The 20,249-nt window shown below is 44.7% G+C and carries 13 protein-coding genes; 2 read left to right on the top strand and 11 right to left on the bottom strand.

All coding sequences use genetic code 11. The features are described from left to right. Positions 1 to 13 precede the first annotated feature (13 nt). Entirely contained in the window at positions 14 to 463 is a 450-nt protein-coding gene (gene matP / locus RH89_RS27805) for a macrodomain Ter protein MatP (RefSeq protein WP_004409182.1), read from the bottom strand. Between the two features lie 281 nt (positions 464 to 744). Between matP and RH89_RS27800 the strand changes: the two genes are divergently transcribed. Both RH89_RS27800 and fabA read left to right on the top strand, forming a co-directional pair. Then, complete coding sequence (locus RH89_RS27800; RefSeq protein ID WP_004409179.1) at positions 745 to 2,406, top strand: AAA family ATPase; 1,662 nt, start codon at positions 745 to 747, stop codon at positions 2,404 to 2,406. Between the two features lie 64 nt (positions 2,407 to 2,470). After that, complete coding sequence (fabA, locus tag RH89_RS27795) at positions 2,471 to 2,989, top strand: bifunctional 3-hydroxydecanoyl-ACP dehydratase/trans-2-decenoyl-ACP isomerase (RefSeq protein ID WP_004409178.1); 519 nt, start codon at positions 2,471 to 2,473, stop codon at positions 2,987 to 2,989. Between the two features lie 124 nt (positions 2,990 to 3,113). Here the strand turns inward: fabA and rmf are convergent, their stop codons facing one another. The 10 genes from rmf to pepN form a co-directional block, all read right to left on the bottom strand. After that, positions 3,114 to 3,287, bottom strand: coding sequence for a ribosome modulation factor (gene rmf, locus RH89_RS27790; RefSeq protein ID WP_004409177.1), 174 nt, complete (start codon positions 3,285 to 3,287; stop codon positions 3,114 to 3,116). A gap of 164 nt (positions 3,288 to 3,451) precedes the next feature. Continuing rightward, on the bottom strand, positions 3,452 to 5,314 hold the full coding sequence (locus tag RH89_RS27785) for a DUF3466 family protein (RefSeq protein WP_004409175.1): 1,863 nt from the start codon (positions 5,312 to 5,314) through the stop codon (positions 3,452 to 3,454). 9 nt (positions 5,315 to 5,323) lie between these two features. Beyond that, positions 5,324 to 7,237, bottom strand: a complete 1,914-nt coding sequence (locus RH89_RS27780; protein WP_004409172.1) for an ABC transporter ATP-binding protein — start codon at positions 7,235 to 7,237, stop codon at positions 5,324 to 5,326. After that, complete coding sequence (locus RH89_RS27775; RefSeq protein WP_080564090.1) at positions 7,215 to 7,466, bottom strand: glutaredoxin family protein; 252 nt, start codon at positions 7,464 to 7,466, stop codon at positions 7,215 to 7,217. Before RH89_RS27775 ends, RH89_RS27780 begins: the two co-directional genes overlap by 23 nt. A gap of 3 nt (positions 7,467 to 7,469) precedes the next feature. After that, on the bottom strand, positions 7,470 to 9,596 hold the full coding sequence (gene rlmKL, locus RH89_RS27770; RefSeq protein WP_004409167.1) for a bifunctional 23S rRNA (guanine(2069)-N(7))-methyltransferase RlmK/23S rRNA (guanine(2445)-N(2))-methyltransferase RlmL: 2,127 nt from the start codon (positions 9,594 to 9,596) through the stop codon (positions 7,470 to 7,472). 522 nt (positions 9,597 to 10,118) lie between these two features. Then, on the bottom strand, positions 10,119 to 10,661 hold the full coding sequence (locus RH89_RS27765; RefSeq protein WP_004409165.1) for a cell division protein ZapC: 543 nt from the start codon (positions 10,659 to 10,661) through the stop codon (positions 10,119 to 10,121). Positions 10,662 to 10,818: 157 nt separating this feature from the next. Then, complete coding sequence (gene pyrD / locus RH89_RS27760; RefSeq protein WP_004409163.1) at positions 10,819 to 11,829, bottom strand: quinone-dependent dihydroorotate dehydrogenase; 1,011 nt, start codon at positions 11,827 to 11,829, stop codon at positions 10,819 to 10,821. A 45-nt stretch (positions 11,830 to 11,874) separates the two neighbouring features. Next, positions 11,875 to 16,716, bottom strand: coding sequence for an NAD-glutamate dehydrogenase (locus RH89_RS27755; RefSeq protein WP_004409162.1), 4,842 nt, complete (start codon positions 16,714 to 16,716; stop codon positions 11,875 to 11,877). Between the two features lie 217 nt (positions 16,717 to 16,933). Beyond that, a complete protein-coding gene (locus RH89_RS29415; RefSeq protein ID WP_004409160.1) occupies positions 16,934 to 17,152 on the bottom strand; it encodes a DUF2835 domain-containing protein in 219 nt (72 codons plus the stop codon). A gap of 58 nt (positions 17,153 to 17,210) precedes the next feature. Further along, positions 17,211 to 19,817 carry an aminopeptidase N gene (gene pepN / locus RH89_RS27750; RefSeq protein WP_004409158.1) on the bottom strand — a complete coding sequence of 869 codons (2,607 nt, stop codon included), beginning with the start codon at positions 19,815 to 19,817 and terminating at the stop codon, positions 17,211 to 17,213. Positions 19,818 to 20,249: the final 432 nt, after the last annotated feature.

Here is a 20,249-nt window from a genome sequence, read left to right as displayed (position 1 = left end):
CTTGTCTCCTTTATTAATCTGAGAGCAGTTTGCTCAAATCCTCTTTCAGGCTGCTTACTTTCTTGCTTGCCTTCTCACTGCGTGAAGCTTCACTTAGCAGGTATTCAATGGCATCTGACAAAGTACAGCCTAACTCGTTAGCGCGGTTGGACAGTTTTTCCCACACTCGATAATCAAGATCGATGGATTTCTTTTTCGTATGAACCTGCTCAGCGTTGAAATGTCTCTTTCGTTTTGCCCGAATAGCCTGTTTCATCTTGTTATCGAGCTCAGGCGACATATGCCTTTCGATCCACTCAAGAACAAACGTCGGTTCATGTTCAATGCGTTTTAACTGCTCTATGGCTTGATCTGCTTCGCTGGAATCAATGTGTTTGGTAACCGCCTCACCATCTTTCCATTTCTTAATGAGATACTGCCATTTCCAACCACATTCGAGGTTTTCAAGCTGTTGATATTTCATGAACCTGTCCTTAACGTATGCCTGTGTGACAGCGTAACCCAGAACATGCCAAAATACAATCTTATAGCGATCACACTTTGCCCTAACATCCTTCTGGTTTTGTCGATTTTAAGCTCAAAAGACTTCCACTTTTTTAGTGCAGTCGTACGGCTATTCGCTAACTATGTCTGTATTAAAAATCAAACTGTTGCAGTTTGAGCAATTAATTCCTTTTTCAACACTGCATCTTCACGTTGTTTGGGTATATACTTTGGCTCTTTTAAATTTACGAAACACAAAAAATGCAGCAAACTTGGCAGAAAGTTACTCCTCAATACGATGCGTATCATGCGCTTTTCGAACGATTTGAAACCATCCCTTCACAATCCTTCATCGCAATGCAGCCGCGTGTCTCTTCTGCCTTGATCCGCTTTGATAAACTTAGCAACTTAACCCGTGTCCTTCTAGTTAACGCTCCCGACAACGCGATATACCGCCAAACATTAGTCGCTTCGTTTCAGGAGTTACAGCGTATCGGTGAGATCGAAAACAAACCAGTAGTGAAAACCGAATCTCTTGATAGCAAAGTACTTTTTGGGCGCTTTGAATCTAAAGACGGAGAAGTGACAAGAGTTGAAGAAGGTTTGCTGCAACAGGCAAATGGCGGCTACCTGATTGTGTCTGCCAGTCTCCTTTTTGCTAGCTTTTCTAACTGGGCGAAGCTCAAATCCGCTTTATTGGGTGAATCCTATTCACTCGAGCCCACTTCATCAAAAGCTCTGGTCGATGAGATCCCAACTCATAACGTTGATGTAAAACTGATAATTGTTGGAAACCGCAGCCAAATGAGCGACCTGGATTACATGGACGCAGACATTGCCAGCGGATTCTGTATGTTTGCCGAGATTGAGGCAGACTCAAGAATCTCAGACGAGTCTATGGAGAGATACCTAGGTTACGTTCGATCTCTGACAACGGAATTCTCACTGCCTTCTTTATCTGTGTCGGGTATTGAAGAGTTGCTTCGTGCTGGCGCTCGTGAATGTGAGGATCAACAATTCTTTCCCCTTGGTCCTCTTTGGCACAATACACTGTTGAGTGAAGCTGCCATCGAGTCAGGTGGGAAAACAATCGAAGCCGCACACATCAAGGCATCCCTTGCGAAAAAACGCTACAGCGAGTCTTATCTGCCGAATCGTGCTTTAGAAGACATTTTGGATGGTCAGGTCGTTATCGAAACCAAGGGAGAACAAATCGGTCAGGTTAATGGTCTGACGGTTGTGGATGTTGCCGGTCACCCTATTTCCTATGGTGAACCTGCTAGAATCTCCTGTGTGATCCACTTTGGTGATGGCGATATCTCGGATGTCGAACGCAAAGCCGATCTAGCGGGTAACCTTCATGCGAAAGGCATGATGATCATGCAGGCTTTTGTTAGCCGCGCATTGGAACTTGAAGAGCCACTGCCTTACTCTGCCTCTATTGTGTTTGAGCAATCGTATTGCGAAACGGATGGCGATAGCGCCTCTCTTGCTCAGCTATGCTCCTTCTTAAGCGCATTGGCGGAGCAACCAGTGAATCAGCAAGTAGCTGTCACTGGTGCCGTTGACCAATTTGGTCGTGTACAGGCTGTAGGCGGCTTAAACGAAAAAATAGAAGGCTTCTATGATGTATGTGCTCATCAGGGCTTAACTGGTGGTCAGGGCGTGATTTTACCCCTATCCAACCTGAAGCATCTGGCTCTTAAAGATGAGCTGGTAGAAGCGATCAAAGAGAAGAAATTCCACATCTGGACGGTGGAATCCGTAGACCAAGCGTTACCACTTCTGACGGGCAAAGAGTTCCGTGGCGAAGGCGAAGATACCATTCTTGCAAAGATTGAAGAAAGGCTTGCCGGGTCAGATAAACCGGAGCATGGTAATCGTTTGATTGATAGAATAAAACAGTGGTTCGACCATAACTGATCCGACTTGTTTGGCGTACACCTGTTCACTAAGATGCCCCTACGTATTTTTGGAGTAATAAACAATGCAAAACAAACGTGAATCATACAATCGCGAAGAACTTCTAGCGTCTAGCCGTGGTGAGTTGTTCGGTCCTACTGGTCCTCAACTTCCAGCGCCAAACATGTTGATGATGGATCGTGTGACGAAGATGTCTGAAACTGAAGGTGCTTTTGGTAAAGGTCGCATTGAAGCTGAATTGGATATTACTCCAGATTTGTGGTTCTTTGATTGCCACTTCCCAGGTGACCCGGTAATGCCAGGTTGTCTAGGCTTGGATGCGATGTGGCAGCTAGTTGGATTCTTCCTTGGCTGGATTGGTGGCGAAGGTAAAGGTCGTGCTCTTGGTGTTGGTGAAGTGAAATTCACAGGTCAAATCCTGCCAACAGCGAAGAAAGTCACATACGAAATCGACATGAAGCGTGTTGTGAACCGTAAGCTGGTTATGGGTCTTGCAGACGGTCGTGTTTTAGTTGATGGCAAAGAGATCTACGTAGCGAAAGATTTGAAAGTAGGTCTGTTCCAAGACACTTCTGCTTTTTAATCACCCCAGATTCTAAAATACAGTGGCTTGCCCACTGTATTTTTTGATGCAATATATTTAGTTATAGTGCATTAAATGATTTTAAAAAGACCCCTGTCTTAGGGGTCTGTGAGGAAATGGGTGGTTATTTATAGAGACCAGCTTGCTTGTCATCTCTGGCATCACGCCAACCGCCTAGCCAATACGATTTCGCGTCCATCTGCTGATAGGGGCAAGCCTCCTGAGATCGACCATTCAGACCCGCTTTGTATCCTTGAGATTGAGCTCTTTCAAGGCGATCACGCTTCTGTCTCTTCATAGTACAGTCCTCATACAATGTAAATCGTTATCTTACTACTGTTACTTTTAGATGGAGTTTTTATGACTCCGGTATTAAGAATCGTCCAATCGAACTCGATCCTCAAGGCACAAAAAAGGCATGGATCCAATTTTGTGAACCCATGCCCATTATTAACAATTAATTTATTTACGGCGGAAACTAATTAGTGATAGGGCTGCTAAAAGTAAGATCCCTACCCCTGCACCTTTGCGTTCAACTGGATCTTTATCAGCCGATCTTTGCTGAATATTGGCAGCCGTTGCGCCGTTAATCGGAGTAAGTTTAACAGAAACAAGCTTTTCCGTTCCGTCACACGAAGCGTTGTGGCTCGTGGTTTTGTAACCACCAGCACACATCATTGCGGAAGCAGAAATAATGCCAGCATTGTTAATATCATTGGCATCGATGATCCGGAACTGGTTATTATTGCCACTCACGGATCCATCATTAGTTAGATCATCCAACCACCACGCGCGATTTTGGAAAATACCAGAGCGGTTTCCTGTAATGCCGGTTGCTGCATATGGGAAAATAAATCCGCGCTTGCGTCGGATCTTTCCATCAACTTCACGAACGTTTTCTGCGTCGATGCGACCAACGATTTCGTTGAAATCGTTCACTGAACGCATATCACCGCCTGCACCCGCAAAGAAGATTCCTCCAGAAAGGTAAGTCGCAGATGGGCTGCTGGAAGAAGCATTTGCAACCCATAATCGGTTGTTCAGTGAGCCCTCCTCAACAGGAACATCCGTTCGGCTACGTTTGTAATCGTAATTACCGCGTTTTGTGTTGCCGATCACTAAAAGGTTTTGGTTCACATCGGTAGCCACTGAGTTGTGGTAGGTGTAACCATCAGGATTCAGAGTGGTGCCACTAATAGCTCTTGTGGACCAACCCGTTATCTTTTTAGGGTTAGGTACATCTTCAAACTTTGGAACAAAAACAGCGGCTTCTGGAAGCATGTCTGATGAGTTCTTACGGTTGTAGTAACCTACAAGAACAGGTTTGTTTTCCAATGCGTTTCCTGAAACTTTGCCTATTGTGGCAGCGCGCACACTTGCCTGATTTGACTGTGTACCCGATGAGTCTGCTGTCACTTCAGTCACTGTCACTGAGTTTGTATCCGTTACATCCCAAACAACGGCTTTGTTGTTAAAGCGAAGGTTCTGGCACTGAGATCGTGTATGAGGATCTGCGATTGTCTCACAGTCCGACTTTTCGCCGTATAGCGAGAAAGCGGAAGAACCCACTACGTATTTTCTCTCGCCATTACCATCATCATTGTCATAAGCAAATGAATCAAAGGCGCGAGTTACACCCATGGTATCAAGTGGTTGTGACGTCACGATAGGTTCAAGCGCAGCCGTGCCATAGAAGCCGCGGCTTTTGTACTGGCGCGCAAAGTTGCTGTTGCCCGTATGTATATAGCCACTGCTGGAGTTACCAATCGCGGTATCACCGTCAAAGTTATTCACGACGATTTCATTTGTGCCTGTAATGTTCCCAGACACCTCAGAAATTAATGATACGCCACCTGTAACAAAAGCTTTGGTGTTGTTGTTATCAGCAGTAAATGGTGTTGACCAGTTGAAAGAGTTCAGAACGCGGCGAGCACCGCCTGAATCGTTAGTGCCATAGAAAAACCTGTCTGCCCACGCTTCACAAGTGTTGTAGCGAAGGTTGTAATCACAGTACTTACGATATTCGTCGCGGTTGCTGGTTTGGTCGACAAATCTGAATCGATTATCGAACAGAAAGTCCATTTCATCATTGATCCACTGACCTGCTTCACCAATACGTCCGCGAGACGCGACTTTCGGATTAGCAGAAGCACAGTCTTCAGTAAAACAGTTAGTCACTGTGCTAACTTCGCTGATTGCTGAACCGAAGTTTTCGTTCTGAGACTGCTCTACAACTTCAATGCTATACAAAGCAGCCTGTGCAGACGTGGCACCGATAACCAGTGACACTATCGCTGAAAGTTTAAATACTTTATTACGACTCATATTTCTTTCTTATTCCTGTTGCATCGCTTCGAGCTCTTCCCAGCGCTCAAAGGCAATTTCTAATTCCTGTTCCGCAGCGGACAATCTATCCAGTACAGGCTGGGTCTCGTCCACTGACTTGGCGAAAAAGTCAGGATCGTTAACGTTTGCCTGCAAATCTTCGATCTCTTGTTCCAGATCTTCTAATCGTTGCGGTAAGGCTTCAAGCTCTCGCTGTAGCTTATACGATAACTTCTTAGGCTTGTTACGAGCCTGAGACTTTTTGGGACTTTCCTCAACCTGTTTCTCTTTTACTGCTGGTTTTTCAACCTCTCGAACCGCCTTAACTTGCAGACGTTGTTGCTGGGCATCGTGATAGCCACCAACAAACTCTTCTATTTTGCCGTTGCCTTCGAAAATCCAGCTGGTCATCACTGTGTTATCCACAAACTGACGATCGTGGCTGACCAACAACAATGTACCCTGATAGTTGGCAAGCAAATCTTCCAAAAGTTCCAGAGTTTCTATATCCAGGTCGTTAGTTGGTTCATCTAGCACCAATAAGTTGTTCGGACGCAGGAAAATACGAGCCAGCAATAAGCGGTTTTTTTCGCCCCCGGACAAAGCTTTCACCGGAGTTCGGGCACGCTTTGGTGAGAAAAGAAAATCTTGCAGGTAGCTTAATGCATGTCGTTGCCTGCCACCCACCATCACTTCTTGTTTGCCATCAGCCAGGTTGTCGATAACCGACTTCTCTGGATCCAGGATTTCACGATACTGGTCAAAATACGCAACTTCTAACTTAGTACCACAATGAAGACGTCCGGATTCAGGTTCTAAGTCCCCTAACAGCAACTTAAGCACTGTACTCTTGCCACAACCGTTTGGACCAATCAATGCAATTCGATCACCGCGCATGATGTTGAAGCTGAAATCATCAACAATCTTGTTGCCTTCAAAGTTAAAGTTGATGTTTTGGGCTTCAAATACGATTTTTCCTGAACGAGCTGCATCGTCAATCTGGATATTGGCTTTGCCCTGCACTTCTCTGCGCTCACTTCGCTCTTTGCGAAGCGCTTTTAACGCTCTAACACGTCCTTCATTGCGCGTACGTCGCGCTTTAATACCCTGGCGTATCCAAACTTCTTCCTGAGCCAGCTTCTTATCGAATTCTGCATTCTGCATTTCTTCAACGCGAAGCATCTCTTCTTTTTCGACTAGATAATTCTCGTAGTCACCCGGGAAGCTGGCAAGCTGCCCTCGGTCAAGATCAACAATTCGCGTTGCCATCGACTTAATAAATGCGCGGTCGTGCGAAATAAAGATGATTGAACCACGAAAATCCTTCAGGAACCCTTCAAGCCACTCAATGGTGGTAACGTCTAGGTGGTTGGTAGGCTCATCTAAAAGCAGTACGTCTGGATCACAAACCAGAGCCCTTGCCAAAGCAGCTTTGCGCTGCCATCCGCCCGATAAATCGGTGAGAAGAGTGTGCCCATCAAGCTTTAACGCCGCCAGAACGTTCTGAATGCGGTCTTCGAATCGCCAGGCACCAGAGTGTTCAAGGGATTCCTGCGTCTTCGCGAGCTTGTTGATGTTCTTTTCACTTGGGTCCTTAGCAACCAGATCGAGCAGATCTTGGTAGATCTTAAGTTGCTTACCCACTTCAGCCAAGCCTTCAGACACATAATCGAAAACTGTACCTGTCTCGTTGCGCGGCGGATCTTGTTCAAGACGTGATACCACCACGTCTTGAGTAACCTGCATCTTGCCATCGTCGAGAAGAATGTCGCCCGCCAACACCTTCATTAGTGTTGACTTGCCTGCCCCGTTACGACCAACCAGACAAACACGTTCGTTTTCTTGCAATGCAAAGTCTGCATGATCCAGTAATGGGTGGTCGCCAAAAGCCAGCTGACCATTATGAATGGTGATTAATGCCATGTTTGTCTAACCATTGTTGTAATTGTGGTAAATCAAAAGGCCAACCTAATTCAGATTCGCCTGATTCAGAAACAGAAATGACAGGAATTGTGACCCCGTAACGTTGAAATGACTCATCGTCGAATGCGATATCGATGATTTCAACTTGGCTGGCTACCCCAGCCTGTTTAAGAAGGTCATATGCCATCTCACAGAGATGACATCCTTCAGTGCTGTAGAGAGTTATCACATCTTATCCTTGATGAGTGATGATCCAGCAATTGTGAATATGCTTGTTACGCGCGAAATCCAGTGGCAAGGTTTGTGAAGAAATGTTTTCTGCCCTTAACCCAAGTTCGTTGAGTGCGTCCACATCCATTTTGAAATGGCGCTTGTTGTTTGAAAAAACGATAGTTCCGTTACCACGTAACAGGCGCTTTAGATTTTTCATTAACTGAATATGATCACGCTGAACATCGAATGACTGCTCCATGCGCTTAGAGTTAGAGAACGTTGGTGGATCGATGAATATCAGATCAAAGTCTTCTTCCGCCTGCTCTAACCACTGCAGACAGTCCGCCTGAATGAATTCGTGCTCGTTGCCACCCACGCCATTGATGTTCAGGTTCTCCTGGGCCCATTCAAGATAGGTTTTCGACATGTCGACAGTTGTTGTAGATTTTGCTCCACCACAAGCGGCATGAACGGTTGCAGAGCCGGTATAAGCAAAAAGATTAAGGAAATCCTTACCCGCAGCCATCTGACCTAGTTTGCGACGTGTAAGTTTGTGATCCAGGAACAACCCGGTATCAAGATAGTCGTGGAGGTTGACCAGTAGTTCAACACCGTACTCGGTTACCTGCATGAATTCTGAATCCTGACTCAGCTTCTGATACTGGCTGCTGCCTTTCTTTTTCTCACGAACTTTAAGAACAACGTTGTTTGCCTCCACGCCTGTAACCTGAATGGTTGCGCGGATCATATCGGTTAGACGACGTTTGGTTTTCTCTTCAGGAATGTTCTTAGGGGCAGCATACTCCTGAATCACAACATGATCCTGATAGATATCGATCGCTGCGTTGTATTCAGGTAGATCCGCATCGTAGACACGATAGCAGTCCAGTTTTTCTTTACGCGCCCACTTACCTAGCTTACCCAGGTTTTTCTTAAGGCGGTTTGCGAAATCAGGCGCAATCAGAGTCTCGCTGTCTGCTGCTTTAGCTGTATCACCCGGCGCACGCTCTGAGATGCTATAATTTTTTTGGTGACACTGTAACGCACCATTATTCAATTTGAACTGCTTGTCGGCTCTCATTCGCAAACAACTCAGTAATTCATCTGAAGAGGAGAAGATGGACGCTTTGCAACCTCCAAATTCAGTCTTAAGTTGACCACCAAAGGCTGTGTAAAGTGCGATTAGACCAGGGTGAGTACCCAAACGCTCACCATACGGCGGGTTAGAGACAATCACGCCGTTATCAAACGATCCCGGGCGCTTGATCTGAGCCGCGTCCCCTTTCTCGAAATGAATCAGAGACTCTACACCCGCACGTTTCGCATTTTCACGCGCTGTTTTCAGAACGCGGGTATCGTTATCAAAGCCATAAAACTTAGATTCCACCTTTTTGGTGCCTCTGCGCGCTTGTACATTCGCTTCAGATTTGACCTCAGCCCACGTTTCCGGTTCAAAGTCTTTCAGTGATTCAAAACACCAGTATTTGCGGTGAACACCAGGTGCCATATTGGCAGCAATCATTGCGGCTTCAATCAGTAATGTTCCCGAGCCACACATAGGGTCTAGCAGTGGCATGCCCTGTTCCCAGCCACAGCGCGAGACAATCGCCGCCGCGAGCGTTTCACGTAAAGGGGCACGACCAGACTCAGTACGATAGCCTCTGTGATGCAAGCCGGAGCCCACCATATCGAAGCCCACCAGCGCTTTGTCTTTGAATAGACGCACATGAACACGAAGATCTGGTTGATCTTTGCGGATCGAGGGACGAGAAAGGTTTTTCTTGTTAAAGGAATCAACGATTCCGTCTTTAACTTTTAACGCACCATACTGACTGTTGCGAATCTCTCTATTTGTACCATTGAAATCCACAACAAACGTCTTGTTGCTATCAAAGTGAGAAGCCCAATTCACAGCGGTCACAGACAGGTATAAATCCATGTCGTCCTGGCAATTGAATTCAGCAAGTATGCGAACGAATCTCGAAGCTAACCTACTCCATAAACAGACGCGATAAATTTGAGCATTGGTTGCTTTGAATTTTACACCTGCCTGTACAGGTTTTGGATCGCTAATCCCTAGCGTTTTAAGTTCGTCAACAAGCAGGTTTTCAAGTCCGTTAGAAGTGACGGCTAAATACTGATTCATACTGGTCTTTTAATAACAAAAATGAGCTCGATTATACCTGACCTAACTTGGCAGGCCGAACCCATTATGACGAATTATTCTCCCCATCCATTCAATTGACCACTTTTCCATCAAAAACCAACGAGCCATTACATAAAACTACGCTAATTAAGTTGGTAAGTACTTAGTGACAATATAATTGACGTTAAATAAAGGCTCATGTAGATAGTGAATACTTATTTGAATGAATTTTGGTATATACCAGAACCAATTTAGAGCTGAAAGTTAACTACATTCAGGCTTAAAATGGGAACTTTTAGATGAAAAATCGAACGTTAATCCCCAGATTTGAAGAAATATGGAAGGAAAAAAATATTTGATGCGGTTCAAAGTTCTCAAATTTGAGCTCGGTTTTTACTCAACTTGATGAAGAACTAGAGAGAGATTTGTAATGAATGTTTGGTGGTCAGCAAGCAAAAAAAGAGCTGTTGGCAATGCCAGCAGCTCAAAGGAACGATTTCATTAGGGATGTAAAAGCGCGTTTTAGCCTACCAGAGCTATTGGCGCATAGTTGTCGAATACTTCTGCCCTAGCTATGCGGTCATGCATTACTTTGACAGACTGACAAAAACTTAAGGATTTCGAAGACGTCAACTGGAATCCATCTAACTCTACCGAAGCACAGACACTCGCGTTGTCGCAAACTTCAACCACCATAAACAGACCGCTGTTCAACTCATTCTTCAAGTAGACCAGCTCGCCTTGTGAAGGAGCGTGTCCCCCACCTTGGTGATTGAAGAACCAACTCTTAGGTTGAACAGGTTTATGAAAACGATTTGTGGCAACACAATTAAGAATAAGTTGAGCTTGTCTAGGCTCACTCAGAGGCAAAGTGCTTACAGATTCCTTGAATTGCTGGAATACGGATGCGTCGTCGACAGAAAACTCGCTGTCTTTAAATGCACAATCCACCAGAAATTTTTGAGGAATTTCTACTTTGAAGGCCATGTCTCCATCAAGCCCTAATACCAGGGCGCTTACTTCGTTATCAAAGTACCACTTCCAGTTGTCGCTTGGTTTCAACATGTCCTGTCTCTTTAATCTTTATAGTGATCAGTAAGTTAGATTTCAGCCTACTTCACTAAAATCCATTTACTCATTTATTCTACAAAGCGATCGACAAAAAAAAGGGGAAAACTCCCCTTTCATTTTTGTGAATATGATGTGATTTTCAGAAGAAAATTTATAGGTTTTTTACTATATCTCTGACCAGACCAGGACCTTTATAGATAAAGCCAGAATATACTTGTACCAAAGATGCACCAGCCATAAGTTTTTCTTTGGCTGCAACGTACGAGTCGATACCACCCACACCAATGATTGGCAGTTTGTCACCCAACTCTTCGTGTAACTTGCGAACAACTTCTGTGCTTCGAGACTGAACAGGACGACCACTTAAACCACCCGCTTCATTTGCGTGTTTCATCCCATCAACAATAGAACGGTCAAGTGTGGTGTTAGTTGCAATTACACCATCGATTTTATTCTTCACCAGCGAATCACAAATTTGTACGATTTCATCATCGCTTAGGTCCGGAGCAATTTTCAGTGCTAACGGTACATACTTACCATGTTTGATTTCCAATTCCGCTTGCTTGGATTTCAGATCCGAAAGCAATTCGTCCAATGCTTCACCGTATTGCAACGAGCGAAGTCCCGGAGTATTTGGTGAGGAAATGTTCACAGCAATGTAGCCCGCGTACTGATACACTTTTTCCATACAAATCAGGTAGTCTTCACTTCCCTTTTCGATCGGCGTATCTTTATTCTTACCTATGTTGATTCCGATGATTCCGTCGTAAGTTGACTTCTTCACATTTTCAACAAGGTGATCAACCCCCATGTTGTTAAAGCCCATTCGGTTAATGATGCCTTCAGCTTCAACCAAACGGAACAAACGAGGTTTGTCGTTTCCAGGTTGTGGACGTGGTGTGACCGTTCCAACTTCAACAAAACCAAAACCCATCGCACCAAACGCATCAATACACTCACCATTTTTATCCAGACCTGCCGCTAAACCGACTGGATTTTTAAAAGTAAGTCCCATGCATTCGACTGGACGATTAGGAAGTTGCTGACGATAGAAAAGATCGAAAGGTGTGCCGTTGAAACGTTTGAAGTTTTCGATAGCGAGATCGTGTGCCTTTTCGGCATCGAGTTGGAAAAAGCCAGTTCTGGCTAGACGGTAAAGCATTGTGCCTCCGAAAGAAAAAAGCCCCGTTAAACGGGGCTGTATTATTTACTCATTTGAAGCACAATTCAAATTTAATAACGTTAATTCTCTCAGAGCGACGGAAAATTTAGCGAATTCATGGACAGAACCGACCTTAAACTCGTTTAGAATGTTTTCCCAACGAACCAATGACGATTTATTGTTCTCCATCCATTCATCCAGTGCTCTGTCTACTTTCACTTTTCCAGAACTGCAATCACAGTTAAGTACTTGTGCTGTTAACAAACGCTGTTGCCAATCGAGATCTTCTCGGAATGACGCTCTTGCCAACGCTTGCCAGTTATTTTCAACTGCCTGATTGGTGATTTGTTTAAGGAACCAGTGCAATGAAAGACGATCGCCCAATGTGAAGTACATTTTCGCGGCTTCTTCCACTGTTTTACCTTGCTCACGAGCCACTGAGGATATATCCAGTGCTGAGTAGAGACTAGATAAGCGAGCAACATAGTTCGCTACTGAGCGATCAATGCCCTGCGCGATCCACAGGTCAGCAAGATCGTTGTGCTCTTTCACTTCTTCTTCTACCAGAAGCGTATCCAGATTTTTCATGATTGCCTGAACATCATCATGGTACAAAGCAACCAACTCTTTCACTGTCGACTTGTTCGAACGGTTTCTTAGCAACCAGCGGCTCAAGCGACGAAGGATTCGGCGGATCGCATACATCAGATCATACTGTGCGATCGTTGTTGCTGTATTATCAAAATCGCGGATCTGTTTCATTATGCCGCCAAGCTCGAAGATCTCACGCGCAGCAGAATAAGCATTGGCAATATCAACAACTGAAGCGCCCGTCTCTTCCTGCATTCGAGTGATGAAGTTACATCCCATCTCGTTAACCATCTGGTTTGCAAGGCAAGTTGCGATGATTTCGGCTTTCAGTGGGTGGTTAACCATCTGTTCTAAATAGTTACGGCGTAACTCAGATGGGAAGTAGCTAACCAATTGCTGAGCATGGAATTCGTCTTGCGAGATTTCATCACACACCAACTGTTCTTTCAGCACCATTTTGCCGTAAGCGACTAATACTGATAACTCAGGACGCGTCAGTGCCTGACACATTTTCTCACGCTCAAGCAATGTATCGTCATCTGGAATGTATTCCAGTGCACGGTCAAGATAACCTGCTCTCTCCATAGTGTGAATAAAGCGAATTTGCTCTTTCACCAAAGAAGGACCTTGCTGCTCACTGACCGAAATGGACTCTGACTGCCAGTACGCATCTTTCAATACGATTTCAGACACTTCGTCTTCCATCTTATCCAAGATCTGGTTACGTTGTTTAACTGTTAGATCGCCGTTTGCAACCAGACTGTTCAGGAAGATCTTAATGTTCACTTCGTTATCTGAGCAGTCCACACCACCAACGTTATCAACGAAGTCGGTATTGACTCGACCACCATTAAGCGCGTATTCAATACGACCCAATTGAGTCATACCCAAGTTACCGCCCTCACCGACAACTTTGGCTTTCATGTCACGACCATCAATGCGCAATGCATCGTTAGCGCGATCACCTACATCGGTATGAGTTTCACTGGACGCTTTGACGTAAGTACCGATACCACCGTTCCAGAACAGATCAACTTCCATCTGCAAGATCGCTTTGATCAGGTCATTCGGTGCCATCGAACTCTTACGAGTACCCAGCATTTTCTGAATTTCTGGTGTCAGGTCGATAGACTTCGCTCGGCGGGAGAAAATGCCACCGCCTTTAGAGATAAGCTTCTTGTTGTAGTCTTCCCAGCTTGAACGAGGAAGGTTGAACAAGCGATCACGCTCTTTCCAGCTCTTGGCAGAATCTGGATTTGGATCAATGAAGATGTGCAGATGGTTAAACGCTGCCTGCAGACGAATATGCTTAGAAAGCAGCATGCCATTACCAAACACATCACCTGCCATATCACCAACGGCAATACAGGTGAAATCTGTGGTCTGACAGTTAACGCCCATTTCTCGGAAGTGACGTTTCACCGACTCCCAGCCACCTTTCGCGGTGATACCCATGGCTTTGTGGTCGTAACCGTTAGAACCGCCAGAAGCAAACGCGTCACCCAGCCAGAAGTTGTATTCATCTGCAACCGAGTTGGCAAGGTCAGAGAATGTTGCTGTACCTTTATCTGCCGCAACAACTAGGTAAGCATCGTCTTCATCGTGGCGAACCACATTGTCTGGGTATACAAGATTACCTTCAATAATGTTGTCCGATACATCTAGCAAAGCACGAATGAATTGTTTGTAGCAACGCTGACCTTCTGCAAATATCTCATCACGAGTCGTCAGGTTTGGCTGGCGTTTACAGATGAAACCACCTTTTGCACCAACTGGAACGATAACCGTGTTCTTAACTTGCTGCGCTTTCACCAAGCCTAAAATTTCGGTACGGAAATCTTCTTGTCGGTCTGACCAACGCAAACCACCGCGTGCCACTTTACCGCCACGCAGGTGAACACCTTCGATATCTGGGGCATAAACGAAAATCTCAAACGCAGGAACAGGCTGTGGGATTTCCGGAATTTCCGTCGGCTTAAGCTTAAGCGCCAGCCAAGGTTTTGGCAGCCCATTGTCCGCTTTTTGGTAGTAGTTAGTACGAAGCGTTGCAAGGATCATATCCATGTAACGGCGAATGATACGATCATCATCTAAGCTCTCAACCGCATCTAACTGCTCGTTGATCTTGTTGATCAGCTCAGTCTGGTTCTTCTTCGCCCCTTTGAACTTAGGTTCAAAGCGTTTGCTAAACAGATCAACCAGCCCTTTTGCAATATTAGGGTGATGTGCCAGTGTCTCTTCAATGTAGCTCTGGCTAAACGGGAACCCGACTTGGCGCATATAGCGCGCATAGCTTCGAAGAATCGTTACTTCACGCCCGGTCAAACCTGCACCCAATACCAATCGGTTGAAGCCATCGCTTTCCAGCGTGCCAGACCAGATGTCGGCAAACGCTTGCTGGAAACGATCGCGTGCTTCGCGAAGATCGACAGACACATTAGAAGCCAGCAACATTGAGAAATCTAAGATCCAGTATGTCACCCCATTCGACTTGCGAACTTCATACGGTGCTTCACCAATGACACGCAACCCGAGGTTTTCCAACATTGGAAGAACATCAGACAAATGAATAGGTTGTTCGCGATGGTACAACTTAAGGTGTACCGCTTTTGAGTCATGGCTTTCTTCCTGAGGACGGTAGAAAAGCATACCCAAATCTTCTGGTGTATCTAATGCTTCAAGGCGTTCAATATCTGCAACTGCAGAACCTGGCAGCATAGCTTCTTTATAAGAACGAGGGAAAGCTCGCAGATATTCTTTGGATAATGGCAAACCTGTGCTTTCACCAGTGTTGGCAATGATCGCTTCTTGTAGTCGGTCATCCCAGGATGAAGATACTTCCATAAGGTTCTGCTCTATCTCTTTGACATCAATATCGATGTTGTTGTTCTTAACGTGAACAATGTAATGCGTTCTCGCCAGTGGGCTTTCAGAGAAATAAGTGGTGAACTCTACTTCTTGATCGGAATTCAGGTACTGACCAAGAATGCGTTGAGTCTGACGGCGAAGCTGAGTGTTGTATCGCTCTTTAGTCACGTAAACCATGCAGCTAAAGAAACGACCAAATGGGTCTTTGCGAATGAAGAGTCTTAGCAAATCACGATCTTGCATTTGCACAACACCCGACCCCACTTGCAGCAATTCTTGCTCAGTTGCCTGAAGCAGTTCATCACGTGGGAAGTTTTCCAGAATATTGTGAAGCGCTTTGTAAGAGTACGCCCCTTGCAAGTAGCCGCTTGATTCAAGAATACGGTTCGCTTTGTCACGAATCAGAGGAATGTTCGCCACGCTCTGGTTATATACTGCCGACGTATAAAGACCAGTAAATCTGTGTTCACCGATTACTTTGCCATTCTTACCAATCTTCTTGATACCGATGTAATCGGTATAGGCTGGACGGTGAATGTGGGATGCGGTATTACCTTTGGTGACAATCAGCAAGTAAGGCTTTTTGGCTTCCAGCCTCGCCGAATCGGCAAGATCCGAAAGTTTCACAGCGCGGACTCGGCTATCGACAGAGAATATGCCCAACCCTTTTTCTTCAGTTGGGCGCAGTTCGTGATCCCCTTCTACGGCAACAAGGTCGTATTCCTTGTATCCCATAAAGGTGAAGTTGTGATTGCCTAACCACTTTAAGAATGCAATGGTTTCATCAACGCGTTCTTTTTCAACCGGAAGCGCAACGCGTTGATCTTCAATTTCTTTAATTACCTGGTTCAGTTTCGTTGCCATTGGTTTCCAATCAGCAACCACTAAACCGGTATCCGTCAGAATAGAGACAAGTTCATTTTTCAGATCTGTCATCTTGGCTTTGTCTGCCAGCATATCGACTTCGATATGGAAAAGAGACAGGCTGTCTCCTGACTTTTCGTTTACGCCTTTGATGTTATTGTTTTTATCGCGAGCAATTCGAGTGGGACCATGGAGCATTAAGTGACTGGACAGATCTAAGCGAGCTAACGCCATTTTCACCGAGTCCACTAGGAATGGGCTATCAGGTACCACAATTTCAACGATCGTATGGGTAGACTTCCATCCATGTCGGCTTACCGTAGGGTTGAATACTCTTACCGAAATATCCTTCGCCTGTTTCTCACTGATGTGATGCCAAAGGCTGACAACGGCACCATAGAGATCGGACTCATTCCTTTGCACCAGGTCTTCCTGACCTATGGTACTAAACAGGTGTTGAGCAAGTTTTGTCACTAAAGGTTGGTGGGCAAGCTCGAGTTTGTCTTGAATCAGTTTGTAAACTTTTTCAAGAAGAACCGGCACAACGTTTTCTCGTGCGGTCATATTAACGCTCCAATCTTAGAATTTTTTGTAGGGTTATTGCTTGGGTCTTTCGCCCTTACTGCAACTTGGTAATGCCTTAACCTGACTAGAAAAATCAGGCATACATATATTGTAAAAGCAATATTGATAAAAGGTTAAATGAATTGCGTGTGGGAAAGAGAAAAAAGTCTGAATCTGTGATTAAGGTACCTATTTAACTCTCTGAAAACTCGTTGATTCACAGAGCTTCTAACTTGAGAAACTTATTATTCTGGTCAGTTGTTAGTCTAAATCGCCCTTTGACACCAATTTGACTAAGAAACGGTCTGAAACGAGATGCAGGTAATTGGATTTTTAATCCTTGGTCTGTATACACAATTACGGAACTGGCTGCCCCAGAATAGTGATTCAAAAACTCTTGATAGGTGATGTTTAGAGAAAATTGATACTGGTTCATGGATAACAAAAGTGGCAGTAAAAACTGCCACTTATTTTCTTTTACTAATCAGTCTTTATCAAGATTCTAGCGCTTTTGTTACTTTTTCAAAGAGGTCTTTGGCCAGATTGTCGAGTTTGGACAGTTTTTCCAGCTCTTTGCGCATTAATGCCTGACGCTCTTCATCGTAGTTACGGTATTTCAGTAGCGGATCAATCAGGCGAGACGCAACTTGAGGATTACTCTCATTCATTATTGCCAGAATTTCCCCTGCAAATTGGTAACCACTACCATCTTTGTTGTGGAAATTAACTGGGTTACCACCGAAGAATGTCCCTACTAGATTACGAGTGCGGTTAGGGTTTTTCAGGTCAAACGCCTGATGGTTCATCGCATCTCGAATTGTCTCAAGCACATTACTTGCTGGGTTCGTGCCTTGAAGTGCAAACCACTTATCCATCACAAGACCATCATGGCTCCACTTGTTACTGAAGTCATTCATCAATTCTTGACGACAAGCCAACTGCGCAGCGTTCGCAGCCATCAATGCCGCTTGAGTATCCGTCATATTGTTTGCTTCTTGGTAAACTGTTTTCACCAAGTCGTTACCCTGTTCTGTCAACGCCAGGTAATTCAAACAAGTATTGCGGAGCAGTCTCTTGCCAATGGCATCGTGCTCTACCACGTAATTCTTTTGGCTATTACTATGGAAAATCGCACTTAGCTCATCGCTCATGCTAGCTGCAAAAGTTTTGCGAATCGACTCACGAACAAATCGAATAGCATCGACATCAGCTGGTTTAAACCAACCTGCAATTTCAACTTCGCTAGGTACTTTGATCGCTTCAGCAATAAACGCTTGCTCTAATGAATCATCCAGTAGCAAACCGCGGAATGCATCAACAACATTTTCAGGCAGTTCAAATGATTCACCTTTCTGGTGACGGCTTACGTTCAGCTTAATGTATTTTGCCAGTAACATTTGCCCTGCATCCCAACGAGCAAAATCGTTACGCGCGTGAACCATCAAGAAACTCAAATCTTCATCTGAATACTCGTAGTTGAGTTTTACAGGTGCAGAGAACTCACGAAGCATCGAGATGACCGGACGTTCTTCAACATTTTCAAACACAAAGGTTTGTTCTGCTTGAGTGAAGTCCAGAACATTATGAACTTTTTCAGAGTTACAGCGTAACTCAATAACACTGCCATCCTGATTGTAAAGCTCAATATCAAACGGAATATGCAGAGCCTGTTTGTCTTTTTGCTCTAGTGTTGCTGGTGTATGTTGTTTTAGCGTTAACGAAAAAGTGTTTGCTTCAGCGTTGTATTCGGTTTCGGCATCTACCACCGGTGTTCCCGACTGGCTGTACCACAAACGGAAATGCTTGAGATCGACACCGGATGCATCTTCCATCGCTGCGACAAAGTCTTCGCAAGTTGCTGCGGTACCATCATGGCGTTCGAAGTAAAGCTTCATGCCTTTTTGGAAGCCTTCTTCACCAAGTAAAGTATGCATCATACGAATCACTTCACTGCCCTTCTCATAGACAGTCAAAGTATAGAAGTTATTCATTTCTATCACTTTTTCAGGGCGAATCGGATGAGACATTGGACTTGCATCTTCCGCAAACTGAGGACCACGGATAACACGAACGTTGTTGATACGATTGACAGCACGAGAACCCAAGTCAGAAGAAAATTCCTGATCTCGGAATACTGTTAGCCCTTCTTTCAAACTCAGTTGGAACCAGTCACGGCAGGTAACACGGTTTCCCGTCCAGTTGTGGAAGTACTCGTGACCAATTACCGCTTCGATTCCGAGGTAGTCATCATCGGTTGCGGTTTTGTCATTCGCCAAAACGTATTTCGAGTTGAAAACATTCAGACCCTTGTTCTCCATCGCCCCCATGTTGAAGAAATCAACGGCAACGATCATGTAAATATCCAGGTCGTATTCAAGACCAAAGCGCTCTTCATCCCATTTCATCGAATTGATCAGCGAAGTCATCGCAAATGGTGCTCGATCCAGATTTCCTCTGTCGACGTAAATCTCTAAATCGACTTCACGACCAGAAGCGGTGACGTATTTATCACGCAGAACATCAAAATCCCCGGCAACTAACGCAAACAGATATGCAGGTTTTGGATGTGGGTCATTCCATTTTGCAAAGTGGCGACCGTTTTCCAGCTTGCCTTCTTCTACTCGGTTACCGTTACTCAGTAGGTAAGTGTTTTGTTCTTCGTCTGCAATAACGGTTGTTGTGAAAATTGCCAATACATCTGGACGATCTAAATAGTAGGTAATTCGACGGAAACCTTCTGCTTCACACTGAGTACAAAAACCACCACCCGATTTGTATAGCCCTTCCAACGCCGTATTGGTCGATGGATTAATTTCTGTCTGAATAGACAGCTCAAAATCGTTAGTTAACCCATTGATTTCGAGACCACCTTCCACTTCTTGATAATCAGTCCAGTCCTGACCATCAACTTTAACATTCAGTAATTTCAGCTCGTCTCCATCTAGAAACAAGGTTGTGCTGTCTTTGAGCTTTTTAACAGTGGAAACAGCAGTAACGACCGTTGCTGTATCGTGCAAATCGAACGTTAGATCCACGTGTGAAATAGTGAATTCCGGTGACTGGTAATCTTTACGATATTTGGCTTGAGGGTTCTGAGCCATAATTAAATTTCCTTTTAGATATCTTTGTGTTGCATGGCAACAAAACGGCTTAAACGATTGTAGCCTAAATAGGAGTATTTGAACTTAGATCAGGTATGAGCTTGCTTGGTTATTTTTCAGTCGGAGCTGTTGTTCTTAAAGCAAGCCCAGTTAAGCTTGTATTTCGACAGCTGTATCATAAGACAAGACGGCTAAAGAAGATAATGGAAAACTGCAAGTCTCACAAAATGATACCGGAATAGCATACGCTGCTATTCCGGTAAATTAGATGGGGTTATTCTACTCGATTAAGGACGGCGTACATATCTGACGACTGGCTGTCTAAGGTGAGCTGATCATCGACAAGTGTGTAGCGGGAATCGTGTTCGCCGTCACTGTACATTAGGACTAAGTGGTCGCCTTCAATTATATAGATGCCTTCATGAATAGCTT

Source organism: Vibrio nigripulchritudo ATCC 27043 (genome assembly GCF_000222685.1).
GTDB lineage: Bacteria > Pseudomonadota > Gammaproteobacteria > Enterobacterales > Vibrionaceae > Vibrio > Vibrio nigripulchritudo.
Note: the sequence above shows the minus strand (reverse complement) of the source record. Positions and strands in the feature narration are given on the sequence as shown.